The organism is Nitrosomonas sp. Is37, assembly GCF_033063275.1.
Lineage (GTDB): Bacteria > Pseudomonadota > Gammaproteobacteria > Burkholderiales > Nitrosomonadaceae > Nitrosomonas.
The window spans coordinates 14877-41290 of sequence record NZ_JAWJYP010000018.1; the positions used below are offsets into that span (position 1 = coordinate 14877).

At 41.3% G+C, this 26414-nt stretch carries 26 protein-coding genes; 2 read left to right on the forward strand and 24 right to left on the reverse strand.

The annotated features are described in order from the left end of the window. Nucleotides 1-128: 128 nt before the first annotated feature. The 4 genes from rpoD to rpsU all read right to left on the reverse strand — a co-directional run bounded on the left by rpoD (nucleotide 129) and on the right by rpsU (nucleotide 5137). Nucleotides 129-2009, reverse strand: coding sequence for an RNA polymerase sigma factor RpoD (gene rpoD / locus R2Q26_RS09645; protein ID WP_317536120.1), 1881 nt, complete (start codon nucleotides 2007-2009; stop codon nucleotides 129-131). Between the two features lie 524 nt (nucleotides 2010-2533). Next, nucleotides 2534-4330, reverse strand: coding sequence for a DNA primase (gene dnaG, locus R2Q26_RS09650; RefSeq protein WP_317536079.1), 1797 nt, complete (start codon nucleotides 4328-4330; stop codon nucleotides 2534-2536). Nucleotides 4331-4434: 104 nt separating this feature from the next. Further along, nucleotides 4435-4881 (reverse strand): GatB/YqeY domain-containing protein, encoded by a 447-nt coding sequence (locus R2Q26_RS09655; RefSeq protein WP_317536080.1) that lies wholly within the window; start codon nucleotides 4879-4881, stop codon nucleotides 4435-4437. Nucleotides 4882-4924: 43 nt separating this feature from the next. Next, the gene (gene rpsU, locus R2Q26_RS09660; protein ID WP_046848865.1) at nucleotides 4925-5137 is read right to left on the reverse strand and encodes a 30S ribosomal protein S21; all 213 of its coding nucleotides are present in this window, start codon (nucleotides 5135-5137) and stop codon (nucleotides 4925-4927) included. A gap of 252 nt (nucleotides 5138-5389) precedes the next feature. On the opposite strand from rpsU, the gene tsaD reads away from it, so the two are divergent. Then, nucleotides 5390-6406, forward strand: a complete 1017-nt coding sequence (gene tsaD, locus R2Q26_RS09665; RefSeq protein WP_317536081.1) for a tRNA (adenosine(37)-N6)-threonylcarbamoyltransferase complex transferase subunit TsaD — start codon at nucleotides 5390-5392, stop codon at nucleotides 6404-6406. Nucleotides 6407-6426: 20 nt separating this feature from the next. Here the strand turns inward: tsaD and plsY are convergent, their stop codons facing one another. Further along, nucleotides 6427-7032 (reverse strand): glycerol-3-phosphate 1-O-acyltransferase PlsY, encoded by a 606-nt coding sequence (gene plsY / locus R2Q26_RS09670; protein ID WP_317536082.1) that lies wholly within the window; start codon nucleotides 7030-7032, stop codon nucleotides 6427-6429. A gap of 115 nt (nucleotides 7033-7147) precedes the next feature. On the opposite strand from plsY, the gene R2Q26_RS09675 reads away from it, so the two are divergent. Further along, nucleotides 7148-7507, forward strand: coding sequence for a dihydroneopterin aldolase (locus R2Q26_RS09675; RefSeq protein ID WP_090571392.1), 360 nt, complete (start codon nucleotides 7148-7150; stop codon nucleotides 7505-7507). 91 nt (nucleotides 7508-7598) lie between these two features. On the opposite strand, the gene queC is transcribed toward R2Q26_RS09675, so the two are convergent. The 19 genes from queC to atpG form a co-directional block, all read right to left on the reverse strand. Next, on the reverse strand, nucleotides 7599-8276 hold the full coding sequence (queC, locus tag R2Q26_RS09680) for a 7-cyano-7-deazaguanine synthase QueC (protein ID WP_317536083.1): 678 nt from the start codon (nucleotides 8274-8276) through the stop codon (nucleotides 7599-7601). Between the two features lie 55 nt (nucleotides 8277-8331). After that, complete coding sequence (gene queE, locus R2Q26_RS09685; RefSeq protein WP_317536121.1) at nucleotides 8332-8988, reverse strand: 7-carboxy-7-deazaguanine synthase QueE; 657 nt, start codon at nucleotides 8986-8988, stop codon at nucleotides 8332-8334. Nucleotides 8989-9069: 81 nt separating this feature from the next. Further along, the gene (gene ybgF / locus R2Q26_RS09690) at nucleotides 9070-9891 is read right to left on the reverse strand and encodes a tol-pal system protein YbgF (RefSeq protein WP_317536084.1); all 822 of its coding nucleotides are present in this window, start codon (nucleotides 9889-9891) and stop codon (nucleotides 9070-9072) included. A gap of 2 nt (nucleotides 9892-9893) precedes the next feature. Then, on the reverse strand, nucleotides 9894-10424 hold the full coding sequence (gene pal, locus R2Q26_RS09695; protein WP_317536085.1) for a peptidoglycan-associated lipoprotein Pal: 531 nt from the start codon (nucleotides 10422-10424) through the stop codon (nucleotides 9894-9896). A gap of 16 nt (nucleotides 10425-10440) precedes the next feature. Beyond that, the gene (gene tolB / locus R2Q26_RS09700) at nucleotides 10441-11760 is read right to left on the reverse strand and encodes a Tol-Pal system beta propeller repeat protein TolB (RefSeq protein ID WP_317536086.1); all 1320 of its coding nucleotides are present in this window, start codon (nucleotides 11758-11760) and stop codon (nucleotides 10441-10443) included. A 36-nt stretch (nucleotides 11761-11796) separates the two neighbouring features. Next, nucleotides 11797-13020 carry a cell envelope integrity protein TolA gene (locus R2Q26_RS09705; protein WP_317536087.1) on the reverse strand — a complete coding sequence of 408 codons (1224 nt, stop codon included), beginning with the start codon at nucleotides 13018-13020 and terminating at the stop codon, nucleotides 11797-11799. 14 nt (nucleotides 13021-13034) lie between these two features. After that, entirely contained in the window at nucleotides 13035-13451 is a 417-nt protein-coding gene (tolR, locus tag R2Q26_RS09710) for a protein TolR (RefSeq protein ID WP_317536088.1), read from the reverse strand. A gap of 18 nt (nucleotides 13452-13469) precedes the next feature. Then, on the reverse strand, nucleotides 13470-14153 hold the full coding sequence (tolQ, locus tag R2Q26_RS09715) for a protein TolQ (RefSeq protein WP_317536089.1): 684 nt from the start codon (nucleotides 14151-14153) through the stop codon (nucleotides 13470-13472). A 6-nt stretch (nucleotides 14154-14159) separates the two neighbouring features. Continuing rightward, the gene (gene ybgC / locus R2Q26_RS09720) at nucleotides 14160-14594 is read right to left on the reverse strand and encodes a tol-pal system-associated acyl-CoA thioesterase (protein WP_317536090.1); all 435 of its coding nucleotides are present in this window, start codon (nucleotides 14592-14594) and stop codon (nucleotides 14160-14162) included. A 37-nt stretch (nucleotides 14595-14631) separates the two neighbouring features. After that, nucleotides 14632-15672 (reverse strand): Holliday junction branch migration DNA helicase RuvB, encoded by a 1041-nt coding sequence (ruvB, locus tag R2Q26_RS09725; RefSeq protein ID WP_090571406.1) that lies wholly within the window; start codon nucleotides 15670-15672, stop codon nucleotides 14632-14634. Between the two features lie 20 nt (nucleotides 15673-15692). After that, nucleotides 15693-16277 carry a Holliday junction branch migration protein RuvA gene (gene ruvA, locus R2Q26_RS09730; protein ID WP_317536091.1) on the reverse strand — a complete coding sequence of 195 codons (585 nt, stop codon included), beginning with the start codon at nucleotides 16275-16277 and terminating at the stop codon, nucleotides 15693-15695. Beyond that, the gene (gene ruvC / locus R2Q26_RS09735) at nucleotides 16274-16789 is read right to left on the reverse strand and encodes a crossover junction endodeoxyribonuclease RuvC (protein WP_317536122.1); all 516 of its coding nucleotides are present in this window, start codon (nucleotides 16787-16789) and stop codon (nucleotides 16274-16276) included. Before ruvC ends, ruvA begins: the two co-directional genes overlap by 4 nt. 20 nt (nucleotides 16790-16809) lie before the next feature. Then, complete coding sequence (locus tag R2Q26_RS09740; RefSeq protein ID WP_317536092.1) at nucleotides 16810-17535, reverse strand: YebC/PmpR family DNA-binding transcriptional regulator; 726 nt, start codon at nucleotides 17533-17535, stop codon at nucleotides 16810-16812. A gap of 464 nt (nucleotides 17536-17999) precedes the next feature. Continuing rightward, nucleotides 18000-19847 (reverse strand): glutamine--fructose-6-phosphate transaminase (isomerizing), encoded by a 1848-nt coding sequence (glmS, locus tag R2Q26_RS09745; protein ID WP_317536093.1) that lies wholly within the window; start codon nucleotides 19845-19847, stop codon nucleotides 18000-18002. Between the two features lie 15 nt (nucleotides 19848-19862). Then, nucleotides 19863-21236, reverse strand: coding sequence for a bifunctional UDP-N-acetylglucosamine diphosphorylase/glucosamine-1-phosphate N-acetyltransferase GlmU (gene glmU / locus R2Q26_RS09750; protein WP_317536094.1), 1374 nt, complete (start codon nucleotides 21234-21236; stop codon nucleotides 19863-19865). A gap of 700 nt (nucleotides 21237-21936) precedes the next feature. Continuing rightward, entirely contained in the window at nucleotides 21937-22956 is a 1020-nt protein-coding gene (gene galE / locus R2Q26_RS09755) for a UDP-glucose 4-epimerase GalE (protein WP_317536095.1), read from the reverse strand. 718 nt (nucleotides 22957-23674) lie between these two features. Further along, on the reverse strand, nucleotides 23675-24097 hold the full coding sequence (locus R2Q26_RS09760) for a F0F1 ATP synthase subunit epsilon (RefSeq protein ID WP_090570207.1): 423 nt from the start codon (nucleotides 24095-24097) through the stop codon (nucleotides 23675-23677). Nucleotides 24098-24124: 27 nt separating this feature from the next. Further along, nucleotides 24125-25504 carry a F0F1 ATP synthase subunit beta gene (atpD, locus tag R2Q26_RS09765; RefSeq protein ID WP_090570204.1) on the reverse strand — a complete coding sequence of 460 codons (1380 nt, stop codon included), beginning with the start codon at nucleotides 25502-25504 and terminating at the stop codon, nucleotides 24125-24127. Between the two features lie 28 nt (nucleotides 25505-25532). Next, nucleotides 25533-26414 carry a F0F1 ATP synthase subunit gamma gene (gene atpG, locus R2Q26_RS09770; protein WP_317536096.1) on the reverse strand — a complete coding sequence of 294 codons (882 nt, stop codon included), beginning with the start codon at nucleotides 26412-26414 and terminating at the stop codon, nucleotides 25533-25535.

Sequence of the window (26414 nt, forward strand, 5' to 3'; positions counted from 1 at the left end):
GTGCTCTATAGCATAGCACTTTTTGTGAAATCGACTGTACTTTCATATCTGCCAATTCACAAATTGGTATATTAGCAATTCAAGAATTTTGAATGCTAATATTATATCTCATGTAGCGCGATAGTAAATTATGAGTTACCTGTATCTAAAAAGCTACGTAGGCGATCGGAACGAGCCGGATGGCGCAATTTTCTCAATGCCTTTGCTTCTATTTGACGGATACGTTCACGAGTCACATCAAACTGTTTTCCAACCTCTTCCAAGGTATGATCAGTATTCATTTCAATACCAAAACGCATTCGCAAGACTTTCGCCTCTCGCGGCGTGAGAGAATCTAGCACATCCTTAGTAGCGTTGCGCAAACTAGCATAAACAGCAGCATCAGCCGGCGCTACAGTAGATGAATCTTCTATAAAATCACCTAGATGGGAATCTTCATCATCACCAATTGGTGTTTCCATCGAGATTGGCTCTTTAGAAATCTTGAGAATTTTTCTAATTTTCTCTTCGGGCATCTCCATCTTTTGGGCTAGCAATGCCGGCTCTGGCTCTTGCCCAGTTTCTTGCAGAATCTGACGCGAGATACGATTCATTTTATTAATTGTTTCAATCATATGAACAGGAATTCGAATTGTACGAGCCTGGTCGGCAATAGAACGTGTTATTGCCTGACGTATCCACCACGTTGCATAAGTAGAAAACTTGTAACCACGTCGATATTCAAATTTATCTACAGCCTTCATCAAACCAATATTACCTTCTTGGATGAGATCTAAAAATTGCAACCCACGATTAGTATATTTTTTAGCAATCGAAATCACCAATCGCAAATTAGCTTCTGTCATTTCACGTTTTGCACGTCGTGCTTTTGCCTCGCCAGTAGTCATTCTGCGATTGATCTCTTTCAGTTCCTTGATAGGAATTTTGGCTTGTTCTTGCAGAGAAAGCATACATTGTTGCTGCTCCATAATAGCAGGCATGAAATGCTTCAATGACTGACTGCAAGGCTTATTAGACTCAACTTCTGACTTAGTCCAATCCAGATTGGTCTCATTACCAGGAAAAACTTTGATAAAATAATTTCGTGGCATATTTGCTTTAATGACACATAGATCCATAATTTTCCGCTCGCAGCTGCGAATTTCATTAACAAGATCGCGTTGTGAATCACATAATTTTTCTACCATTTTGGCTGAGAATCTCATAGCCATGAGTTCGGATGAAATTTTTTCCTGAAGAGACTTATATTTTTTGTCCTCTCGCGAGCCATTTTTTTCGATTATTTTTTGCATTTCGTTATAGGCTTTGCGAATCTCTACAAAACGCTCTAATACATCACTTTTTAACTTAATCAAGCTGGCACTAGCTACTGCAACTCCGCCCTCATCTTCTATGTCATCAGACACAAAATCCTGTTCAAGCGACTCATCAGACATTTCTTCATTTAGAATTCCTTGAGCATCATCATCAAGAAATCCATCAACCAATTCATCAACACGCAACTGATCATTCTCAACTTCGGTTGCCAAATCTAGAATATCTGCAATAATCGTTGGACATGCAGAAATAGCCTGTATCATATGCCTTAAACCATCTTCAATACGTTTTGCTATTTCTATTTCACTTTCACGTGTTAATAACTCTACAGAACCCATCTCACGCATATACATGCGCACTGGATCAGTAGTACGACCAAATTCCGAATCCACACTAGAAAGCGCTGCCTCAGCCTCTTCTACTACATCCTCATCAGTTACAGCAGTCGCTGTATCAGACATTAATAATGCTTCTGCATCTGGCGCCTCATCATGAACAGAAATCCCCATATCATTGATCATGCTAATGACACCTTCAATTTGTTCAGCATCTAGCATATCATCAGGCAGGTGATCATTAATTTCAGCATAAGTCAAATAACCACGTTCCTTACCCTGAACAATCAATTTCTTAAGTCGCATCTTTCTTGCCTCGATATCTTGAGGCGCAGATGACAAGGTTTCCTCAACCATTTCTTCTACATGGTCATTATTCGATGCTTTAATTTTCTTTGATGCTTTCATTTTCGCTGATTTTATCTTGGTTAATTCCGACTGATTAGCAATAATCGGATTTTCTGTATTTGTTTCTTGTGTTAGTTGCTTTGTACCCATATTTCAAGTGTCCTAGCAGTCATAACTGCAAAAAGATTCAACCTTTATTTTTGTTACCTTATCTATGTACATCTATTAGTTTTAGCAACAAGGCCTATTTTTCTATTTAAGGACTACTGCTTGCTAAGTTATTAGCTTTTCTCATTTTCTTAGTCACCGCTGACTAGTATTCTAAATTTATTGAAATTTAGATAATATGGACAAATAAATTCTAAATCTTTTGAGTATATCAAAAATTTATCATGCCGCAGCTTTTTAAATTTTTTGTTCCATTAATCAATGAAAAGTTCAAAATATAATAACTATTTAGATGATTATTAAGCAATTAATATCCAAATTCTGTATTTCGTTTCTTCCCATAAAGAGTTTGATAATAATTTTCTTTAAGAAACAGCTAATTGCTGCAATTCTCGCTTCTCTTCTAAGGTAAGTAAGCTTAGAGGTTTACTATGCAGCATAGCCATTCTTTGTTTGCGATGCATTTCCCCCAATCGCAACAATATTCCTGTAAACTCCGCCCCAATATCCACACCCTCTTCCCACATATTTATTTCTTTCTCTATTTTTTCTAGCAATTCATAGCATGGGTTATCACAGAAATATGCCTTAATCGATGACAATGTTGCATCTTTTAAGTCTTGCGGTGATAAAGTATTTAAAAAATCTACTAAGTCTATCAATAGCGTCTTTTCTTCATTTTGCACACCATATCCTGCCAGCATATCTTTATCTAGCTTCTCGACATATACTGGATCATGCAGGATTAACTGGATTAACTTACGATAAGGTGTTACTGGTTGTGGTCGCTTCAGATTAGGCTGAGAAAAAGAATCTTTTCGCTTAATTTGCAACAATCTCTCTAATTCGTTTTGGTTAATAGAAGTGAGTTGTGATAATCGCTTTATCAGCATAAGAGCAAAAACTGGAGCGCCTCCTATTTGAGCTAATAATGGTCGTGCATGTTGCACCAAACTAGCGCGCCCTTCGCTGGTTTGCAGATTTACACGTGCAGATAATTCACTATAAAAAAACTCTGATAGAGGTAGCGCCTGATCAAAAAGTGCTTCGAATGATTCTTTACCATACTTACGAACATAACTGTCAGGATCTTCATTCTCTGGCAGAAACAGAAAACTTATATCTTTTCCATCCCGTAATTGTGCCAAACTATTTTCGAGCGCACGCCAAGCTGCTTTCCTTCCCGCTCTGTCACCATCGAAACAAAAAATGATTTTATCTGTTTGGCGCAAAAGCTTCTGGATATGAAAAGGCGTAGTGGCAGTACCAAGCGTAGCAATCGCACAATCTATACCATGTTGTGCAAGCATGACTACGTCCATATACCCTTCTACCACCAAAGCTCGTCCTGATTTACGAATTGCTTTGCTGGCTGCAAACAAATTATAAAGTTCACGCCCCTTTATAAATAAGGGCGTCTCAGGAGAATTTAAATACTTTGGTTCTCCAGTATCTAATACCCTCCCACCAAAGCCAATTATCCTGCCTTTCTGGTCTAAAATTGGGAACATAATGCGATCACGGAATCGGTCATAATGTTTACCATCATCGCCACGTATCACCAAACCCACTTTCACCAACACATTTTCTGATTGCTTTAACGAATAATCAGAAAATACAGAAGCAAGATTCTGTCGGTTAGCCGGCGCATAACCAATTCCAAAACGAACAGCTATTTCTCCCGTTAAACCGCGCTTTTTCAAATAAGCAATAGCATGTTCAGCATTCTTAAGTTGACTACGATAGTATTGAGCTGCAATTTTCATCGATTCAGCCATATGTTGTACAGACTCCCCTGCTTTATCTTCCGCGTCTTCTTTTTTGGTAGAAGATAAACGAGATTCAGATACTCGAGAATAAGTTACAACTTGTTGAGCTGGAACTTGCATTCCAGCAGAGGCAGCCAAATTCTCAACCGCATCAACAAAACTCATTCCGTTATGCTCAATCAGAAAATTGATGGCATTACCATGCTTTCCACAACCAAAACAATGGTAGAACTGTTTTGTTGGACTGACTGTAAATGACGGGGTTTTTTCATTATGAAACGGACAGCACGCGCTAAAATTGCCACCAACTTTCCTGAGTGGCACATAACGCCCAATTACATCCGCTATATCTATGCGATTGAGCAACTCTTGAATAAACGATTGAGGAATCATTTATTAAAGTACGCCAATATGTTAGCTGATTATCAATAAAGTTAATAAACTCTTGACTACTATCTCAAACAAATATACTAAGAATAAATGCTCATCTAATAAAATTAAGAAGAAATTTTTTTCTTTACCAACGCTGCTACTTGAGTCATATCTGCACATCCAGTCAATTTAGGCTTTAATAAAGCCATAATCTTCCCCATCTGCTGCTGCCCTGTATCCCCAACCATAGCAATAACTTCGTTCACTATATTATCGACTTCAGCTTCACTCATCATTTGGGGCATATAAGCAAGCAGCACATCCACTTCGTATTTTTCGGCATCAGCCAAATCTTGTCGGTGCGCGGCTTCATATTGCGCGATCGAATCTCTACGCTGTTTAAGCATTTTCTCAATTACTGCAATGATAGCTGTATCAGCTAATTCGATGCGCTCATCAACTTCTCGCTGTTTAATAGCTGCCTGCAGTAGCCGAATAGCGTCACGCTTTTTTGAGTCCCCGGCGCGCATGGCAGCCTTCATGTCTTCTGTGATTTTCTGCCTTAAATTCATAACAGAGCAGCCTAACAAGTTTGTCTTACGAACTCTTGATTGATTAATAAAGTTTTTTCGGGAGTAATTGACTGCGCAAACGTTTGTAGGTACGCTTAACAGCTGCTGCATGCTTACGTTTACGTTCTGCAGTTGGCTTCTCATAAAATTCGCGCGCGCGCAATTCTGTAAGTAATCCAGTTTTCTCAACCGATCGTTTAAAACGACGCATGGCAACTTCAAATGGTTCGTTTTCTTTAACTTTAACAGTGGTCATAAAGCAGTAATCCCTTTCGGTCTCCTTCTATTTCTATTGAATGTTAATAATTCTGCAAAAGCTTACAAATATAACATTATTATTTTCTTTATAAAAGCATGCAGTAAGAAAAGCTTTTGGATGCAATCAACCAGATATCAAGTTAACATTATCTGTGTTTTCCCATTCACCACTTTCTGTTGCCCCCTCTCTAGCCAAAAGGTTTATAATTGGACACGAAGAGATTCAATATAGTTTCTATTGACACTTAAAATGATTGTACTTGGTATTGAAACATCGTGTGATGAAACAGGTATTGCCTTTTATCACACAGAACATGGTTTATTAAGTCACACGCTATATTCACAAATTGAAATACATAATGAGTATGGCGGAGTTGTACCAGAACTTGCCTCACGCGACCATATTCGCCGTGTAGTCCCGCTTATCAAACAGGCCTTGAAAGAAGCAAATATTTGCTTGAAGGAAGTTGACGCTATTGCCTACACTCAAGGGCCTGGTCTGGCAGGAGCATTATTAGTAGGTGCATGTATCGGTTCCGCACTAGCATTCGCCCTCGAAATTCCAGTACTGAATATTCATCATCTTGAAGGCCATCTTCTGTCTCCTCTATTATCGACACCTTCCCCCTCATTTCCTTTCGTGGCACTCCTCGTTTCTGGTGGTCACACTCAGTTAATAAAGGTAAATAGCATAGGACAATATATATTGCTTGGTGAAACAGTAGATGATGCGGCAGGTGAAGCTTTTGACAAAACAGCAAAACTTCTTGGGCTAGACTACCCCGGTGGACGAGCACTTGCTGAACTTGCCGAACAAGGTCAATCGGGTCGTTTCAAACTTCCTCGTCCTATGCGGTATAGCGGGGACTTTAACTTTAGTTTCAGCGGATTAAAAACTGCTGTATCAACTTTAATAAAAAATCATGATATTACATCCCAGACCTGTGCGGACATTGCACTTGCTTTTCAGGAAGCAGTTATAGACATCCTAGCAGAAAAATCTTTGTCCGCTCTTATGCAGAGTGGTCTTAGTCAACTAGTCGTAGCTGGTGGAGTAGGGGCAAATATCCAATTACGTAAAAGGCTCATTCGTGAAACAACCGACATAGGCGCAACTGTATATTTTCCAGAATTTGAATTCTGTACTGACAATGGTGCGATGATCGCTTTTGCTGGAGCAATGCGTTTACAACAACAAGAGATCAACTACCAACAAACTATGGGCAGCTTCACGGTAAGAGCCAGATGGGATCTAGAGATGTTGTAAGAATTTTCGATTTCAAATCACTATTTGCTTTTTTCCCCAATGCGTGCTTCTCTACCTGTAGCCAAATTGATGATATTTGGTTTATGCCGCCAAAGAAGTAGCAGCGAAATAGTAGTAATGGCCCATACATTTATTTCGAGGCCAAGCAAAATATACGCATAAATTGGTGCAAGCAATGCAGCAACTAGTGCAGACAAAGAAGAGATACGCCAAACCATTGCAACTAAAATCCAGGTAAATATTACCAATAACCCTAACAAAGGATCCAAGCCGAGTAGCACCCCTGCCGATGTTGCCACCCCTTTGCCACCTTTAAAACCAAGAAAAATTGGAAACAAATGACCAAGAAAAACAGCTAATGCAACACCAGCAACTGCTTCGCTTCCCAGTTCCCAAGCTTGTGAAAAATATTTAGCAAGTATCACTGCCAGCCACCCTTTGCCAGCATCACCCAATAATGTCAAAACTGCCGCTATTTTCTTGCCGCTACGCAGCACATTTGTTGCGCCGGGATTTTTCGAGCCATATGTTCTCGGATCAGGCAATTCAAATAACCAACTTGCTACAACCGCAAATGAAATTGAGCCCAGTAAATAAGCTGTTAACAACAATAGTCCTATTTCCATATCATCACCAAAATAGCACCCTTTTTATAAATAGACTAGAATTGCTATAACAACACATAAAAATATTTCTTTAATTTATCCAACCAAGGTTATAGATCATATTTAAATCCTAATAATGGATATCATCTTTCTTCACGACTTCAAAGTTAAAACGCTGATTGGAATTTATCCATGGGAAAAAAAGATTGCTCAAACAATCGAGCTTAACCTTGAAATTGCCCTCCCAACCAATCGCGCTTGTTTTACTGACAATCTTGAAGATGCGCTGGATTATTCTCTAATTACCAAGCGCATCAATGATACTTTAGCTACCAAGCAATTCTCTTTACTTGAGGCATTAGCTGAGCATATTGCTCAAATTATTTTGACAGAGTTTAATTCTCCTTGGGTGAAAGTAAGCGTCGCTAAACTCGGCATTATTCAAGGGATAAAAAAGCTTGGTGTGTGTATTGAACGAAAATCATTACCCTCCTAGCCTATTTTGCTACCCGTATATCCAATTTATTCTATTTGATCAGCAATTCTCTTGATCTCAAGGTAACTTTAAACGATGCTTGCCCAAATCTTTAACATATTCTATATCGCGTCGGATCAGGAATTTCTGCTGCCAAAAATCCTGCCTTGCGTATGCGACAGGCATCACATAGACCACAAGCAAAGCCACTTTCATCAGCCTGATAACATGATACAGTCACAGCATAATCAATCCCTAGTTCTACCCCTAAACAAATAATTTCTTTCTTAGAAAGATTAAGAAGTGGCGCATGCAGCGTCAGCTTATTCCCCTCTCTAGCAGTTTTGGTTGCAAGGTTCGACATTTTCTCGAAGGCTTCAATATAATCTGGCCGACAATCTGGATAGCCAGAATAATCGATAGCATTAACACCGATAAATATATCGTGACTTTCGAGCACTTCAGCCCAGGCTAAAGCTAAAGAAAGCATGATCGTATTTCTGGCGGGAACGTAAGTGACAGGAATACCTGTGATTATCCCTTCAGTAGGAACCGCAATAGATTTATCAGTAAGAGCAGATCCTCCCAATACGCTCAAATTAACGCTTATAGTTTGATGTGCCTGTACACCCATGGATTGGCCGATCTTCAGTGCTGCTGCTAACTCTGATGGATGACGTTGTCCATAATCAATACTTAACGCATAACATTCAAATCCTTTGTCGCGAGCAATAGCAAGTGTCGTTGCAGAATCCAGGCCACCCGATAAAAGTACGATAGCTTTTCTCATAAAACCGTATATTGTCAAAGGAAGAATAGCTCTCAGAAATGTATTTGCTGAATCTTCACCGCCCTGCTATCTCTCCCCAGAGTATTTTATGAAGTTGAAGCTGTAATCTAACCGGTAAACGATCGTTTAATATCCATTCAGCAAGCTTGGCTGGGTCGAGTTGACCATATACTGGCGAAAATAATACTGGACAAACCTGATCGAGACATCGTTCGTAAAATACATCAACTGCCCATCGATAATCTGCTTCGTCACATAAAACAAACTTCAATTCATCTTGGTCAGTTAAATAATCGATATTAGACCAACGATTCTTCGCGACCTCTCCTGACCCAGGTGTCTTAATATCAACGATCTTGGAAACTCTTTTATCCACTTTGGATATATCAAGTGCGCCGCCCGTTTCAATCGATACTGAATAGCCTGTATCACATAATACTGTTAACAGTGTCAGACAAGCTTTCTGCGCCAGTGGCTCACCTCCAGTAACCGTAATATAACGAGATGCATAACTTGAAGCTTCATTCAGTACATCGGCGATTGACATATTCTTGCCCCCTGAGAATGCGTACTCAGTATCACAATATCCACACCGTAACGGACAGCCAGTCAAGCGAATAAACACTGTCGGTAAACCAATGCGACTGGTTTCTCCTTGTACAGAATAAAATATCTCACTTATACGCAATACTTCTGCTTCGGTTTCTTGCATAGGATGTTGTCGTAGCACAGAAGGGAAATGCATTACATCTTTAGAGACAGCTTTAACAGCTGCCTCTTTCATTGTTAAATCTTATTTTAAGTTAGCAAGACGTCGTCTAGCTTTTTCAGCTGCTTCACTATTGGGATATTTTGTGATTAAGTTTTGCAATGTTGTTTTGGCTGCGGCAACCTCAGTCATTTCTATTTGACAACTCGCAATATTAAGCATGGCATCAGGTGCCTTTCCACTATTCGGATAATTCTCGATTAGTTTTTGCTGGGCCCTGATGGCAGAACTAAAATCACGTAATGCATAATAAGCATTACCAATCCAATAAGCAGCTCCCGGTGCTAAATTAGAAGCAGGATAACGTGTAAGAAAATTCTCAAACTGAGTGATCGCTCCCGAATAATCACCTTCTTTGAACAAATTATAGCTTGCGTTATAAGCATCGCGCTCTGATAGGTCTGTAGGCTGGTTTTTAGGTTGCGCTACACTACTTGTTCCACTCGCTGGCGTGGTAGAAGGAACCGTTGTAACTGTTGTCTCTAGTGGAGAGTCCAAGCTAATCGAGGTATCGCGAGATGCTGGCTCTACCTGCTTCAATCGGTTATCCAAATCTAGATAAAAATCCTTCTGCTGTTTTTTCAAAAGCTTATTTTCTTCATTCAGTATTTCAATTTGCCCATGCAGTTTTCCAAGCTCAATTTTAAACGCTTCGATCTGGGTATAAAGCTCTAATATCGCCTGATTTTTAAGGGCTTCCTCCATGCTGACAATACGCGCATCCATCTCTTGCACTTGTTTTTGTAACATTTCTATTTGCTCACGGGCCTGCGCGTCATCAAATAGTCCCGCGAAACTTACATTATAATTAAACAAAAACAATAGGATAGAAGCACGTATCAACATTATTATTCCCCTTGATAAAGAATATCAGCCCGACGGTTCTCAATCCATGAAGACTCATCACGACCTGCAGCACGAGGCTTTTCCTCACCTAAGCTTACTGCCTCGATCTGATGATCACGAGCGCCCGAAAGCAGCATAGCATTCTTTACGCTATCCGCCCGGCGCTGACCAAGCGCAAGATTATACTCACGGCTTCCACGTTCATCGGTATTACCCTGTAGCAATACCCTGGCATTTGAGTTATCCCGTAGATACCTAGCATGTGCCAGCACCAAATCTCTGTATTCGTTTTTTATTGTATAGCTATCAAAGTCGAAATAAACACTCCGCCGAGAAAGAATGTTAGATGGATCTCGTAATGGATTCATGCCAAACTCACCCGCACCCGCACCCGCTCCCATACCCTCTTGTGCACCCGCACCCATCCCGCCACCACCCATAGTTCGGTCTTCCAACTCACTTGTAGGCTGTGTAGTTTTGCTTGCGCACGCTGATAATAAACAGATTATCAACACACTCAAAAATTTTTTCATTTTTTACCTTATAAAATTAATTAATAAAATTGCCTGTGCGCTGCGATTTCAACAAAGGACCCCAAACTGGTTCTCTGATATCACCAGTTTGTGAGGTAAGACGTTGTTTTGTTTGTCCATCGCTCGAAACGGCGGATAATATACCACGCTCGCCTATTTCGGTAGCATATAAAATCATCTTGCCATTAGGAGCAAAGCTAGGAGACTCATCAAATTTTGAATCGGTTAGTATTTGTACTTGTCGCCTAGCAAAATCTTGTACGACAACATTAAATCTGCCACCATGACGATGAATGTAAGCAAAACTTTTTCCATCGGGGCTATAACGCGGGCTTACGTTGTAGCTTCCTTCAAATGTTAGGCGTTCAGCTGTACCAGCTTGATTTCCTGTTATCGCCATTCGGTATATTTGTGGACTACCTCCCCGATCAGAAGTAAAAATAATCGATCGGCCATCCGGCGAGAAACTTGGTTCCGTATCAATTCCTGAACTTTGAGAAAGTCTTTGTAATCCACTTCCATCTGCATTAATCAAAAATATTTGTGATCCACCATGCATAGTCAATACCACAGCTAGCTTACTTCCATCGGGAGACCAAGCTGGCGCACTATTACTACCCTTAAAATTAGCGACAGCTTTCCGCTCGCGCGTCGACAGTGTCTGGACATAAACAACAGGCTTTTTGTTTTCAAATGAGACATAAGCAAGTTTACTACCATCGGGTGACCATGCAGGGGAAATAATGGGCTCGGTATATTCGATTACAGATTGAGCATTATGGCCATCAGAATCAGCTACCTGCAGAGCATATTTATTGCCCTGTTTCAATACATAAGCAATACGAGTGCTAAATACCCCAATATCGCCAGTCAATGCTTCATAAACGATATCAGCAATACGATGGGCGACAGCGCGTAGCTGATCGGCCGAAACCGTACTTGCAAATCCAGTTAACTGGGCCTGCTTTGCAACATCCATCAAGCGAAAGCGTACCTCAATCCGTCCATCGGGTAGAATTGTCGTATTGCCTATCACGAGCGCACTTGCTCCTCGACTCTGCCAATCCGCATAAGCAATCTCTTCCGGTTCATGAGGTGTATGACCCAATGAATCAACCAGTCTAAATAAACCTGTGCGCTCCAAATCAGCTGCTACTACTGTGGTTATACTCTGCGGAAGTCTTGATTCAGCAGAAAACGGAACAATAGCAATAGGAATTCTGGTTGCACCTCCACCAAATATTTCGATATTAAGTGCAGCATTTAGCGGCGCATGCATAATCGATAACAATAAAATAAGTGCATAAAAGGAAGCACGATGTAAGTAATTTTGCATAGCAGCAACTCTCAAAAAAATTGCGTTCTGTAAAAATCAAAACGATTCACGATAATGTACTGTGAGATTAAAATCACGAAATTCTCTGAATAACGTTGAATCTGGCGGTATAGGTAATGGTGTGGATAAAAAGATAGCTCTTTCCACCGCTTCATCAAATGCAGGATAACCACTGGTTCTGCGTAACACTACGTTTAATACCTCCCCTCCTGGTAAGAGTGTCACTCTGTATTCAACCACTGGATTGCCGGGCAGATTGGGCGGCATGACAATACGACTTCTGATTTTTGCTTGAATCATTGCCTTATATTTAGCTATTTCATCCATTTGCTTGGTTTTCTCCGCAGCAGCTTTCTGTGCAATGGCTTCTTGTTCACGTCGTTGTTGCTGCTTGATTTCTTCAGCCTGTTGCTGTTCCTTGAGCTGCTTCTCTTTCTCTTGTTCACGTCGTTGCTGCTGCTTGATTTCTTCAGCTTGTTGCTGCTCCTTGAGCTGCTTCTCTTTCTCCAGATCAGTTTTTTTCGTTGTTTCCTTAGCAGCCTCTAGTTTTGTTATCTTCTCCTTGGTTGGTTCAGGTTTAGGAGGAGCCTCTTTCACTGGCTCAGGCTGCTTCGTGGTTTCCTTCGTGGGCTGAGGTTTTACCGTTTTTTCCTTGACCTCAGTAGCCGGTTTTTGGGGTGGCGACGGAGCATCTGCCTTGGCTGGTTCAGGTTTAGGCGGAGTCGCTTTCGCTGGCTCAGGCTGCTTCGTGGTTTCCTTTGTAGGCTGAGGTTTTACCGTTTTTTCCTTGATCTCAATAGCTGGTTTTTGGGGCGGTGACGGGACATCTGCCTTAACTGGTTCAGGTTTAGGCGGCGTCGCTTTCACTGGCTCAGGCTGCTTCGTGGCTTCCTTTGCAGGCTGAGGTTTTACCGTTTTTTCCTTGACCTCAGCAGCCGGTTTTTGAGGTGGTGACGGGACATCTTCCTTGACTGATTCAGGTTTAGAAAGAGTCTCTTTCACTGGCTCAGATTTCACTTTGGCTGGTGGTTGTTGCACTGGCTCAGGTCGCGGCGGTGTTTCTCTAACAGGAGCAGGCTTAATTGGCTGTGGTAAATCACTCCACAAATCAACAACCATCCTTTCAGGCGGATTATTTTTCCAGCTTAAGCCAAAAACCATGAATGCAAAAAAAATAATATGCACTAACAAAGCTAGTACAGCAGCTCGGAATAATCCAGGTTCTGTATAGGAAGCATCTCGCCAAGCAGTCACATTCATCGTCACTTACGTTCTTATCTGGGTTTTGTAAGCAGCCCAACCTTATTGACTTGTTCTTGCTGTAATATATCCATGACATTAATCACTTCTTCATAGCGAACATTTTTATCGGCTGCAATCACGACAGGTTGTTCAGTATTTTGTGCCTGTTTATTTTTGATTGCCTTTACAAGTTCGCTACGACTCATTTTCTGCTCGCTACCCACTTTGCTACGGTCACGTAATGTCAGACTACCATCCGCAGCAATAATAACCTCCAAAGGTTCAACTGGGGCTGTCGACGATTTACCGATTTGAGGGAGTTCAATTTGACCAGGATGAATGAGTGGCGCTGTAATCATGAAAATAACCAACAACACCAACATCACATCAATATACGGCACGACATTGATTTCGTTCATTAGACGACGTTTAATACGACGATTTATCATGGGATGACTACAATCCTCTTATAATTTTGCTACTCGTCGTTGCAACACATTAGATAACTCTTCCATAAAACTCTCATAGCGTGTTGCTAATTGACTCGTATCACTTGCATAACGATTATAGGCAATAACCGCAGGAATCGCCGCAAACAAACCCATTGCCGTTGCTATTAGCGCTTCTGCAATACCTGGCGCAACATGCGCAATGGTCGCCTGGGTTAAATTGGATAATTCACGAAATGAATTCATAATACCCCAGACCGTACCAAACAAACCAACATAGGGGCTTACTGATCCCACAGTAGCTAGAAAAGACAGATGGGATTCTAATCTGTCCATTTCACGTTGATAGGCAGCACGCATTGCACCCCGTGTACTATCCATTATCGCACCAATATCCATACCGGCTTGATGCTTGGTAAATTCACGAAACCCTGCTTCAAAAATACGCTCCATGCTTCCCGCCATGTCACGTGCGCCTGCTGCTCGGTGGTAAAGCGCGTTAAGATCTACTCCTCTCCAAAAAGTATTCTCAAACTCGTCACTTTGTTTAATCGCCAATCTAATCGCAAACATCTTACGAAAAATAAACCACCATGATAGCAATGACGCAATCAATAAAAGCAGCATCACCAGTTGTACAGGCAAGCTAGCGCTGCTAATAAGGTAAAAAAACGATAAATCTTGAGTTACAGTTGTATTCATAATAATTTATTTCTCGATTTTTTGACGAAGCGGCGTGGGTACACTTACTGGTTTGAGATTTTCCACACCAACACATACCACATGAATAATTGCACTGACCAACATGACCTGATCTCGCAATACTTGTTGAAATAATGTGATGCGGCTTCTACCTATCTCTGTTACTTGAACTGTAACATGCAGCAAATCATCGAGAAGCGCTGGCTTGAAATACTCTATATTAAGTGACCGCACCATAAAAATCGTTTTATGCGCTCGAATTAATGTATCAACCGAAAACCCCATTTCTCGCAACCATTCGTAGCGGGCGCGTTCCATAAAATTAAGATAATTCGCATGATAGACAACTCCCCCTGTATCGGTGTCCTGATAATAAACGCGCACTGGATAGGAAAAGATATGATCCGATAAAGTAAATTGTGTTTGATGTTCGAAGCTCATTTTTAATCTATTGTTTACAAAATTTTTTATCAATATTTCAACATTCACTCCATAGATCATCCATTAGACTATTCTTCGGAGGAATGACATTAAAATGCTGATAAGTAATGGCTGTTGCCATACGGCCGCGCGGGGTACGTTTCAAGAATCCTTGCTGAATTAAATAGGGCTCCAAAACATCTTCAATTGTGTCACGCTCTTCATTGATTGCTGCGGCAAGATTATCTATACCTACTGGGCCACCTTCAAATTTTTCCAGAATAGCCAGTAATAGCTTTCTATCTAATATATCAAGCCCTATCGCATCCACATCCAGCATCTTTAGAGCTGCATCTGCCACGGGTTGCGTAACATGTCCTTCGGCCTTGATTTCAGCAAAATCTCGAACTCTTCGTAACAACCGGTTCGCAATACGGGGTGTACCACGTGATCGACACGCAATTTCCTTTGCACCTTCAAAAGAGATTTTGACATTCAGCAACCCTGCTGAACGCATTACGATTTTACTTAACTCATCGGCGGTATAAAACTCCAACCGTGACACAATACCAAAACGATCTCTTAGCGGATTTGTCAGCATTCCTGCACGGGTAGTAGCCCCTACCAACGTAAAAGGTGGTAAATCAATCTTAACTGAGCGAGCAGCTGGCCCCTCCCCAATCATGATATCAAGCTGATAGTCTTCCAGTGCAGGATAAAGAATCTCCTCTACTACCGGCGCGAGTCGGTGAATCTCATCGATAAACAGTACGTCATTAGGCTCAAGATTAGTTAGCAAAGCGGCCAAATCACCTGATCTCTCCAATACTGGGCCCGATGTTTGGCGCAAGTTAACACTCATTTCTCTAGCAATGATATGCGCCAATGTCGTTTTACCCAAACCAGGGGGGCCAAACAACAGTACGTGATCTAAAGGCTCCCTTCGTCGTCGTGCTGCTTCGATGAATATTTGTAGTTGCTCTCGAATCTTTTCTTGGCCAACATATTCCTCAAGCTGCCTGGGGCGTAAGGCACGCTCTAATACTTCTTCTTGAGAAGAAAACGATGTTGTAGCAATAATTCGATCTGTCTCAATCATTCGACTATCCAGAAAATGCACTATTTTCCTTTTGAAAGGAGCTTTAATGCTTGTTTGATGCCATCTGAAACAGTAATATTGCTGGGTAATTGTCTGACTGCCCAATCCACTTCTCGATCATTATAACCCAGCGAGCGCAACGCATTCAGTATGTCACTATCACTTCTTGCAGAAACGGCTACTGCATCAAAATTGTTTGTATCAAAATCAAGTTTGTCCCGCAACTCTAAAAGTAAACGTTCAGCAGTTTTTTTACCTATTCCTGGAATTCTGGTAAGTCGTACAGTATCTTGGGTGGCTACTACTTGATGTATATCTGACACACTTAATCCGGACAATAGAGCCAAAGCCGTTCTTGCACCCACACCAGAGATTTTCATTAGCTGGCGGAAAACAAAACGCTCAGCCTCAGTACCAAATCCAAACAATAAATGAGCATCCTCCCTGACGATAAATTGGGTATAAAGGGTCACAGCTTCTCCAATCGCAGGGAGATGATAGAACGTACTCATTGGAACATCGATTTCATAGCCAATTCCTTGCACGTCTACCACTACTAAGGGGGGTCGTTTTTCAAACAATACGCCTGTTATTTTTCCTATCACACCACTCTTCCGTTCTTTAAATGGTGATATATGCTCGCAAGTGTACCCACTCCACCATGAGCATGACAAATCGCGCAAGCAAGCGCATCAGACGCATCGATACCGGGTTTTCCTTCCAGCCTTAATAATCTTACAACCATCTCCTGGACTTGCTCTTTTCTGGCATGTCCCTTACCAACTACGGCCTGTTTGATCTGCAGTGCAGTATATTCAGATACTTCAAGATTATTAAGCACAGCAGCAGAAATTGCTACACCACGTGCTTGTCCAAGTAATAAAGTTGATTTTGGATTAATGTTAACAAAAACTTGTTCTATTGCGACATGTTCGGGAGCATGCTGCAGAATAATGTGGTTAAGACCGTCAAGAATCAACTTCAAACGGGGTGGTAACTTATTGTCTGAGGATGTTTTGATACAACCGCTGCTCACATAAGTCAATTTGCTGCCAATTTTATCGATTATCCCAAAGCCAGTAATATGCAAACCGGGATCTATACCAAGAATACGAATTTCCTCACCTTCCCTCCAAATTACTCAACAAGGACTGCAGTAGTATAAACCTCCTGTACATCATCAATATTTTCTAACGCATCTAATAGTTTCTGCATTCTGACCGCATCATCCCCAGTCAACACAGTCTCGTTTGTCGGTTTCATAGTGACTTCAGCAAGGTCAGCTTTAAAGCCAGCTTTTTCCAGTCCAGCTTTAACTGTAATGAATTCATAAGGTGCAGTAATAACTTCCATACTATTATCTTCATTGCTAATAACATCTTCAGCTCCTGCTTCCAGTGCCACTTCTATTAAACGCTCTTCATCCGTTCCGGGTGCAAAAACCAATTGACCACAATGCTTAAACAGAAATGAAACTGAGCCGTCGGTACCTAAGTTACCGCCATATTTGGTGAAGGCATGACGCACATCAGCAACAGTCCGCGTCCGATTATCTGTCATGCAATCTACCATGATTGCAGCACCAGCCACTCCATAACCTTCGTAACGGATTTCTTCATAATTCACCCCTTCCAGATCGCCACATCCACGCTTTATCGCGCGTTCGATGTTGTCTTTAGGCATATTGTGCTCATATGCCTTGTCAATAGCGAGCCGTAAGCGAGGATTGCTTCCTAGGTCAGCTCCCCCTAACCGAGCTGCAATAGTTATTTCCTTGATCAGCCGAGTAAAAATTTTGCCACGCTTGGCATCCTGGGCAGCCTTTTTGTGTTTAATATTAGCCCACTTGCTGTGACCTGCCATTGATTTCCCTTCTTATTGAAAAGTATACAATCCTATCATCCCATACCCTATGAATAAAGCAATCACCGTTTAAACAGGTTTGATCTGCATTAAAAGATATTTTCGAAAAGTAGAATTACAAATATTTCTAAATTTTATATCAGAGGCCAGAATACTAGAATATATAAGCAGTTTGAAAGGTTATTGCTAATCAACCCAATTATAAAAATACATCAAATTGTAATTGCTCAATCCTGCAAGTTGTTTCAATAATTATAACTAATCTATGTTTGTTAAATATCCAATGGTATAAGGTAGATACAGAGAAGCATCTATTCTCTATTTACTGTATTAAAAACTCCCTTAGCAATAGATTAGTAAAAATCATTCCCTTTTTTCTTTGCGTCCATCTCATAGTTTCTTTCATTTTAAAAGTATAAAATAACCCAAGATGCGATGATCTCTAAAGAAATTTTCTCCATCAACTATTCAACTGTTACTGCCTTTGCTAAATTTCTCGGTTTATCTACATCAGTGCCTTTCTGCAAGGCAACATGATAAGCCAGTAATTGGAGAGGGATAGTATGTAGGATAGGACTTAACATTCCCGCATGCTCCGTTAATCGGATAATATGCACTCCCTCACTCTCCTGAATTTGTGAATCAGCATCAGCAAAAACATATAGTTCCCCACCCCGTGCTCGAACTTCCTGTAGATTCGATTTAAGCTTCTCCAATAATGCATCATTAGGTGCAATGGCAATCACGGGCATGTCCTTATCAACCAGAGCAAGCGGACCATGTTTAAGCTCACCAGCAGCATAAGCTTCTGCATGGATATAGGAGATTTCCTTGAGTTTGAGTGCACCTTCTAAAGCAATAGGATAATGCACTCCACGCCCAAGGAACAATGCATGACGTTTTTGAAAGAACTTAGCAGCCCAATCCATCACTTGCTGCTCGATCTGTAGCGCAAGCTGGATAGCAGTAGGCAAATGCCGCAATGCCGCAATCATTTTTTGCTCAAACTTGTCAAAAAATTTATTACGGAGCTTGGCTAATGTCACAGTCAATAGCATCAATGCAGCCAATTGAGTTGTAAATGCCTTGGTAGAAGCCACGCCTATTTCAGGTCCTGCACGCGTAAGAAAACAGAGATCTGTCTGGCGTATTAATGCACTCTCAGGAACATTACAAATAGCCAAACTTTTCTGGTGTCCTAGTGATTTAGCATAATTAATTGCAGCCAGTGTATCTGCCGTCTCACCCGATTGGGAGATCCCTATAACAAGCGTATTAGCATCTGCTATCGGATCACGATAACGATATTCACTCGCAATCTCTACACTACACGGTAATCCTGCCATGGTCTCCAACCAATATTTGGCAACGAGGCCAGCATGATAGCTTGTACCGCAGGCCAATATCAAAATACCATTGATATGCCTAAAAACTTCCTCAGCTTCATTACCGAACAATTGTGGAGAAATGGAATGGGCATTTAATACCATTTCCAATGTATTAGCGACTGCTATTGGTTGCTCAAATATTTCCTTCTGCATGAAGTGCGTGTATGGACCCAACTCCACTGCATCACGAGTAAAATTACTCTCTTGAACAGGACGGATCACCTCTTTACCTCTGGAATTACTAACACAATTCAATATGCGATAGCCATCACGATATAATTCTGCTACGTCTCCCTCTTCTAGATAAATCATGCGCCGCGTCACTTGGACTAATGCGGAAGCATCCGATGCAACATAGTTTCCCTCTGTTCCTATCCCTAGCAATAATGGGGCGCCATTCCGGGCAACTACAATATGATCTGGTCGTGTTTCTTCCACTACAGCGATAGCATAGGCGCCATCTAATTCTGCGATAGATAGACATACTGCCTCAAGCAAGTCATCCGTTCTCTTGAGATTCAATGAGATAAGGTGAGCGACTACTTCAGTATCGGTGTCCGAAAAAAACTCAAATCCCTCAGATTGCAGGCGTTGGCGTATTGCCTCATAGTTTTCGATAATTCCATTATGGACAACAGCTATTTTCTTTTCATTCCCTGAAAAATGTGGATGCGCGTTACGCTCACTAGGTTCGCCATGAGTTGCCCACCGCGTATGGGCAATACCAGTAAATCCTTGTGTTTTGTGAGTATGAACAAGTTTACTTAATTCAGCCACGCGCTCGGTAGTACGCAATCTGTGCAATTTTTCATTTGCAACAACGATCCCTGCAGAATCGTAGCCCCGATATTCGAGTCTTGACAAACCTTCTAGTAAAACCGGCACTACGTCGTGTTTAGCGATAGCTCCCACTATTCCGCACATAAAATCCCTTTCACGCTATGTTTTGTTTTTTTGAGGCCGTTTCCAGCCAGTAATACTGATTTGTTTTGAACGAGACAGCGTTAATTGATCTTCAGGAGTATTACGGGTAATTGTAGAACCTGCACCAATGGTAGAACCTCTCGCTACTCTTACCGGAGCTACCAGTTGTGTAGCTGAACCAACAAATACATCATCCTCAATAATAGTCTGATGCTTAAAAGCGCCATCATAATTACAGGTTATCGTTCCAGCACCAATATTAACCTTTGTACCAATTATCGCATCACCTATGTAACTGAGGTGATTTGCTTTGCTACCCATGCCAATACTACTATTTTTTACCTCGACAAAATTACCAATATGAGATTCATCAGAAAGCCTAGTCCCTGGACGGATACGCGAATAAGGTCCCACGTGACAACTTTTTCCTATCTCCGCACTTTCTATCAAGCTAAACGGAAAAATTGTCGTTCCTGAAGAAATAGCGACATCCCGTAAAATGCAATGTGCCCCAATTTTAACGTCATCACCAAGTTGCACAATCCCCTCAAAAATACAATTGATATCTATTTCAACGTTGTTACCACAAATAAGCTGCCCCCGTATATCAATTCGGGAAGGATCCAAGATCATCACACCTTGCTTCAGAAGATTATTTGCATGTTCATACTGCGCAATACGTTCTAGCTTAGCTAAGTGCGCTTTACTATTAACTCCCAGTACTTCCCAGCTATGAACTGGATGAGCAGAATCTACCTCAATACCTGCTTCAACGGCCATCGCAACAATATCAGTAAGATAGTATTCACCTTGAGAATTCTTATTTTGCAGCTTCGGCAAAAACTCATGTATAAGTGAATTGGGCAATACCATAATACCTGTATTGATTTCCCGGATTTCAAGCTGTGACTCACTGGCATCCTTTTCCTCGACAATGGCCTGAATCGTACCTGTTGCTTGATTTCTGATAATTCTTCCATAGCCAAATGGTGCGTCTAGTTCTGTTGTCAATAAGACAAAATTGTTTTTGGCAGCTTTTGCGATCAGTCTCTCCAGCGTATCAACTTTTATTAGAGGCACATCACCTAACAATACAAGTGTTACTCCCTCAGCATCCAGGTATGGTAAGGTCTGCAATAAAGCATGACCAGTACCCAGCTGAACTTCCTGCTTCACCCAAATAATTTCATTGTCATTGATAGCCCTCGGCACCCTCTCACCACCATGCCCATAAACTACACAGATTTTTTTAGGTAACAGCGCTCTGGCAACATCAAGTACATGCTCTAATAAAGGTTTTCCAGCCAATACATGCAATACTTTAGGCTGTGATGATTGCATTCTTTTACCAATTCCAGCGGCCAAGATAACTATATTTAGATTAATCACAACTGCATGTTCCTCTCAAAATTTTGCTTACATTTTCTGCAAATTCACATTGATTAGCACTACTATCTGGCTAACTCTGACTTATTGATAGATAAGGCCTTGACTTTTGAAATACGCAGCTGCCTCAAGAACGGCTTGGGATCACGGACTTGTGGAGCAACAATCCCGGGAGTTTCTCTATATTGTTCTGCTAGCAATTTCGCTACCAAGACGATCAGCGCCAGCGCCTCTCCTTTTTAACCGAGATATTCCAGAGCAACGACAATTGGCACCTTGCCTGCGTAGCAATCACTGCCACACCGCGCGAGCTGAACAGCCTTCTTCTCCAATATGAATATGAAATCCCGTCATCTGGCTAGAGTTAATCGGCAGTTCGTGTCAAAAATATTCTTCCTATAACGCCACTTTTCCCTAGATGCCAGTCAATCTTCCCAGCCGCTACAGCGCATGGCACTGTCAAACATCTGCTTCAGTCGTATGTGAGAAAGATCGTCGCAGGGGCTACGTTCTTGTTGCTTTAGCTTTTATCGAATTAGCTAGAAATTAGGAATCAACAATTTCAATTAAAAGCAACTATCTATCATGAGCAGTGTTTACGCATTCATACTCTGAAAGCCCACTCATTGCTTGGTTCATTGGATTTCATATTTGGCATAGATATCAACCGCTTAACACAATTCGATAACATAGCCTTACAAAATTATCCCTTATACCCGTTAGGGTTAGCACTTTGCCAGCGCCATGAATCTGCACAGGCATCTTCAATAGTTTTCTGGGCTTGCCAGCCTAATATAGATTGCGCCAGGCTTGAGTCAGCATAACATTCTGCAATATCACCCAGGCGTCGATCAGCAATTTTATAGGGTATTTTTACGCCACTTGCATGTTCGAACGCATTTACAAGCTCAAGCACGCTTGTGCCTTTACCAGTACCTATATTTATTGCGCGGTACTTGTTCGGTGTAGCAGGTGTGCTGAGAGCTGCCACGTGTGCTTTTGCAAGATCGGCAACATGAATGTAGTCTCGCACGCCTGTACCGTCGCGGGTAGGGTAATCATTGCCAAATACAGAGAGCTCCTTGAGCTTGCCAACTGCAACCTGGCTAACATAGGGCATAAGGTTGTTTGGTATATCGCTTGGGTCTTCACCGATCGTTCCAGATTCATGTGCACCAATTGGATTAAAATAGCGCAGTGCGGTAATTTGCCAGTCGTTATTAGTTATCACAAGATCCATGAGCATTGTTTCGATAATAAGCTTTGTTTGGCCATAGGAATTGGTAACCTTTGCGGGAAGGGTGGCAGATTCTTTGATCGGTACGCTTGCTGGATCGCCATAGACGGTAGCTGATGAACTGAAAACCAGCTGCTTTACATCATGAGATTCCATAATCTCTAATAGAGAGACTGTAGAAATAAGGTTGTTATTGTAATACTTAAGTGGTACTTTGACCGATTCGCCAACTGCTTTAAGGCCTGCAAAATGAATAACACCGTCTATTTGATGTTTTGAAAATATTTCCTCAAGTGCTTGCTTGTCTCGTACATCTTTTTCGTAAAACGTGAGCACTTTACCAACAATCTTCTCTGTTCGAGTAACCGCTTCTTTACTACTATTTGATAAATTATCAATGATTATGACATCGTGTCCATTGTTTATCAGTTCGATAATGGTGTGGCTACCAATATAGCCGGCGCCCCCTGTGACGAGAATATTCATAATGTTATATTTATATGCCTCTAAACAATTTTCAGTTTAATCTCATTTTCATTCTTGTCCAAAGCAAATTATAGCGTTGGGATCATCAGAAGAATAGGCTATCGGTAAGTCAATCTCATCTTACTGAGAAGCTAAGAGACTCAAGGTGAAAGTATCATGCAGCATGTTCAACCGAATAACTCAAGCCTATTGTACGAATCAACTTTAAACCTAGATTTTTTAGTTGGGCGGGATGGAGTGTGTGGTTTTGAAAGTGCAGGGTAAGGCGCAACCCGTCCCAGAGCGAAAACGCTCAGAAGGTAAAAATGAAATTTAAGGAAAAGTCATTATATTCATAATATTAACGCCAGAATGAGCGATCAACCTAGAAATCTAGGTTAAATACTTTATCAAAAAAGCGAAGAAAGGATATCGCAGCATGAAATTATCGCGCTGGATATAAGAAATGAAATCAGAAGATTTGAATAAAATTGTGGCGACCTAAAACAACGATTATCCCCGCTCAAGCAGCGGGGTATTACGTTGTTTTTTCCTCTTCGGGACAGTCGCCTCTGCTGTTTCTAACACCCCAAGGGGTCAGGGAATTGACCTGAAGAGATTAAAATAAAAACGATATTGCATGACCAAAGCGTATCAAAATATATATCAGACTGTTTTCTGGCCCTCTGCTTGTGCTGTTGATAGCCGTTTAATAGAACGGTTATCAACTTATTTTATTCTAGTGACCGCGATTTCTGAGTTTTTGAATAGCAGTAAGTTGAGCTGCTGCTTCAATTAATTCAGCTTGAGCACGCGCATATTCAATCTCAGATATTTTATTTTTCATAGCTTCTTCAGCTCTTCTTTTTGCTTCTAAAGCTTTAGCTTCATCGAGATCTTTGCCACGTATGGCAGTATCAGCTAGTATCGTTATCACGTCTGGTTGAACTTCTAACATACCACCTGATACATAAACTGCTTCTTCGTCTTTTAAAGGAGCTTTAATTCTCACCATACCTGATCGAATACGCGTAAGCATTGGTGTATGATTAGGAAAAATCCCCACTTCTCCCATAAGTGCAGGTGCCGCAATAAACTCTGCGGGTCCAGAATATATTGATTCTTCAGCACTTACAATATCCAGATGAAATATTGTGCCCATTTGGTTTATATATTATATTTGCTTTATTTATTGAATCGTTTTAGCTTTCTCAATCGCTTCTTCGATTCCACCAACCATATAAAAGGCCTGCTCTGGTACATCATCATATTCACCATTGACAATCCCTTTAAACCCTTTGATTGTTTCTTTCAATGGCACATATTTGCCGGGTGAACCAGTGAATACTTCTGCCACAAAGAATGGTTGAGATAAGAATCTCTGAATCTTTCTTGCCCTGCTTACAGTTAATTTATCTTCAGGTGAAAGTTCATCCATGCCAAGAATTGCAATAATATCGCGTAATTCCTTATATCGCTGCAATGTTTGCTGTACTGCACGGGCAGTATTGTAATGATCCTCTCCAACGATCATTGGATCTAATTGTCGAGATGTAGAATCGAGCGGATCAACTGCAGGATAAATTCCCAGCGACGCGATATCACGCGACAATACTACCGTAGCATCAAGATGTCCAAATGTTGTTGCTGGAGAAGGATCCGTTAAATCATCCGCTGGTACATAGACAGCCTGTATGGATGTAATAGATCCTGTTTTAGAAGATGTAATACGTTCTTGTAAACGTCCCATCTCTTCAGCAAGCGTAGGTTGATAGCCCACAGCAGAAGGCATCCGTCCAAGCAACGCAGACACTTCTGTTCCAGCAAGTGTATAACGGTAGATATTATCTACAAAAAATAAAACGTCACGGCCCTCATCACGGAATGACTCTGCCATGGTCAACCCAGTTAATGCTACACGCAAACGATTACCTGGTGGCTCATTCATCTGGCCATAAACCAGAGCAACCTTATCCAATACCTTGGATTCCTTCATCTCGTGGTAAAAGTCATTGCCTTCCCGAGTTCTTTCTCCAACACCCGCGAATACAGAGTAGCCACTGTGCTCAATCGCAATATTACGGATCAACTCCATCATATTCACAGTTTTACCTACACCTGCACCACCAAACAAACCAATTTTTCCGCCTTTAGCGAATGGACAGACTAAATCAATAACTTTAATGCCCGTTTCTAATAGTTCAGTTGAAGCCGTAAGTTCATCAAAAGCAGGTGCAGCACGATGAATGGGCATGCTTTTTTCAGCACCTATGTCGCCCATTTCATCAATAGGTCTGCCTAGTACGTCCATAATACGACCAAGCGTTTTCGTACCTACAGGCACTGTGATCTGCTTTTCCGTATTTTCAACTGTCATTCCTCGGCGCAATCCTTCAGAAGATCCGAGAGCAATTGTCCTTACGATCCCATCTCCGAGCTGCTGCTGTACTTCAAGTGTTAAATCCGTGCCTTTCATTATCAGTGCGTCATAAACATTAGGAACACTCTCCCTCTGAAATTCGACATCAATCACTGCACCGATACATTGAACAATTTTACCCTGGTTCATTATTGTTCCCTAAAAACTAAAATATTGATTAAACAGCGGCTGCACCACCAACAATTTCTGACAATTCTTTAGTAATTGCGGCCTGACGAGATTTGTTATAAATCAATGTCAACTCATTAATTAAATTACCTGCATTATCTGAAGCAGCTTTCATAGCAACCATTCTAGCAGATTGCTCCGATGCCATATTTTCTGTTACTGCCTGATAGATTAATGCCTCAACATATCTAATCATAATATCATCTATTATTGGCTTCGCTTCAGGCTCGTATAAATAATCCCATAATTTCCTTTGGTGGGTATCCTGCTCCCCTGCACGTAAGCGCTCATCAGATAATGGCAACAACTGCTCCATCAGAGGCTCTTGCTTCATCGTATTTACAAAGCGATTGTAGAAAAGATAGACCCTGTCAAATCGATCCGCTGTATATCCATCAAGCATTATCTTGATAGCACCTATCAATTTCTCGATATTTGGTGTATCACCAAGACCCGTTATATGCGAAATGATGTTTGCTCCAATGCGACTCATAAAACCCAGGCCTTTGTTGCCAATGCAACACACTTCGATTTGCTCACCTTCGGCTTCCCACGTGCGCATCTGATTTACAGCTTTGCGCAAAACATTAGTATTAAGGCCGCCACACAAACCTTTATCTGAGGTCACTACAATAATACCAATACGTTTTACCGTATCACGTCCTATCAAAAAAGGATGGTGATATTCCGTACTCGCACGACTCATATGAGCAGCAACATTGCGGATTTTCTCACCATATGGTCGAGCTTTTCTCATGCGTTCCTGAGCTTTACGCATTTTTGATGCAGCAACCATTTCCATAGCACGAGTAATCTTCTGCGTATTCTTAACGCTTCGGATTTTATTGCGTATCTCCCTGCTTCCAGCCAT

Excerpts from the sequence above, each read along its gene's own strand:
- rpoD (WP_317536120.1), bottom strand. The coding sequence starts at position 2,009 with ATGGTTGAGGAAACCTTGTCATCTGCGCCTCAAGATATCGAGGCAAGA.
- dnaG (WP_317536079.1), bottom strand. The coding sequence starts at position 4,330 with ATGATTCCTCAATCGTTTATTCAAGAGTTGCTCAATCGCATAGATATA.
- R2Q26_RS09655 (WP_317536080.1), bottom strand. The coding sequence starts at position 4,881 with ATGAATTTAAGGCAGAAAATCACAGAAGACATGAAGGCTGCCATGCGC.
- rpsU (WP_046848865.1), bottom strand. The coding sequence starts at position 5,137 with ATGACCACTGTTAAAGTTAAAGAAAACGAACCATTTGAAGTTGCCATG.
- tsaD (WP_317536081.1), top strand. The coding sequence starts at position 5,390 with ATGATTGTACTTGGTATTGAAACATCGTGTGATGAAACAGGTATTGCC.
- plsY (WP_317536082.1), bottom strand. The coding sequence starts at position 7,032 with ATGGAAATAGGACTATTGTTGTTAACAGCTTATTTACTGGGCTCAATT.
- R2Q26_RS09675 (WP_090571392.1), top strand. The coding sequence starts at position 7,148 with ATGGATATCATCTTTCTTCACGACTTCAAAGTTAAAACGCTGATTGGA.
- queC (WP_317536083.1), bottom strand. The coding sequence starts at position 8,276 with ATGAGAAAAGCTATCGTACTTTTATCGGGTGGCCTGGATTCTGCAACG.
- queE (WP_317536121.1), bottom strand. The coding sequence starts at position 8,988 with ATGCAAGAAACCGAAGCAGAAGTATTGCGTATAAGTGAGATATTTTAT.
- ybgF (WP_317536084.1), bottom strand. The coding sequence starts at position 9,891 with ATGTTGATACGTGCTTCTATCCTATTGTTTTTGTTTAATTATAATGTA.
- pal (WP_317536085.1), bottom strand. The coding sequence starts at position 10,424 with ATGAAAAAATTTTTGAGTGTGTTGATAATCTGTTTATTATCAGCGTGC.
- tolB (WP_317536086.1), bottom strand. The coding sequence starts at position 11,760 with ATGCAAAATTACTTACATCGTGCTTCCTTTTATGCACTTATTTTATTG.
- R2Q26_RS09705 (WP_317536087.1), bottom strand. The coding sequence starts at position 13,020 with ATGAATGTGACTGCTTGGCGAGATGCTTCCTATACAGAACCTGGATTA.
- tolR (WP_317536088.1), bottom strand. The coding sequence starts at position 13,451 with ATGATAAATCGTCGTATTAAACGTCGTCTAATGAACGAAATCAATGTC.
- tolQ (WP_317536089.1), bottom strand. The coding sequence starts at position 14,153 with ATGAATACAACTGTAACTCAAGATTTATCGTTTTTTTACCTTATTAGC.
- ybgC (WP_317536090.1), bottom strand. The coding sequence starts at position 14,594 with ATGAGCTTCGAACATCAAACACAATTTACTTTATCGGATCATATCTTT.
- ruvB (WP_090571406.1), bottom strand. The coding sequence starts at position 15,672 with ATGATTGAGACAGATCGAATTATTGCTACAACATCGTTTTCTTCTCAA.
- R2Q26_RS09740 (WP_317536092.1), bottom strand. The coding sequence starts at position 17,535 with ATGGCAGGTCACAGCAAGTGGGCTAATATTAAACACAAAAAGGCTGCC.
- glmS (WP_317536093.1), bottom strand. The coding sequence starts at position 19,847 with ATGTGCGGAATAGTGGGAGCTATCGCTAAACACGACGTAGTGCCGGTT.
- galE (WP_317536095.1), bottom strand. The coding sequence starts at position 22,956 with ATGAATATTCTCGTCACAGGGGGCGCCGGCTATATTGGTAGCCACACC.
- R2Q26_RS09760 (WP_090570207.1), bottom strand. The coding sequence starts at position 24,097 with ATGGGCACAATATTTCATCTGGATATTGTAAGTGCTGAAGAATCAATA.
- atpD (WP_090570204.1), bottom strand. The coding sequence starts at position 25,504 with ATGAACCAGGGTAAAATTGTTCAATGTATCGGTGCAGTGATTGATGTC.
- atpG (WP_317536096.1), bottom strand. The coding sequence starts at position 26,414 with ATGGCTGGAAGCAGGGAGATACGCAATAAAATCCGAAGCGTTAAGAAT.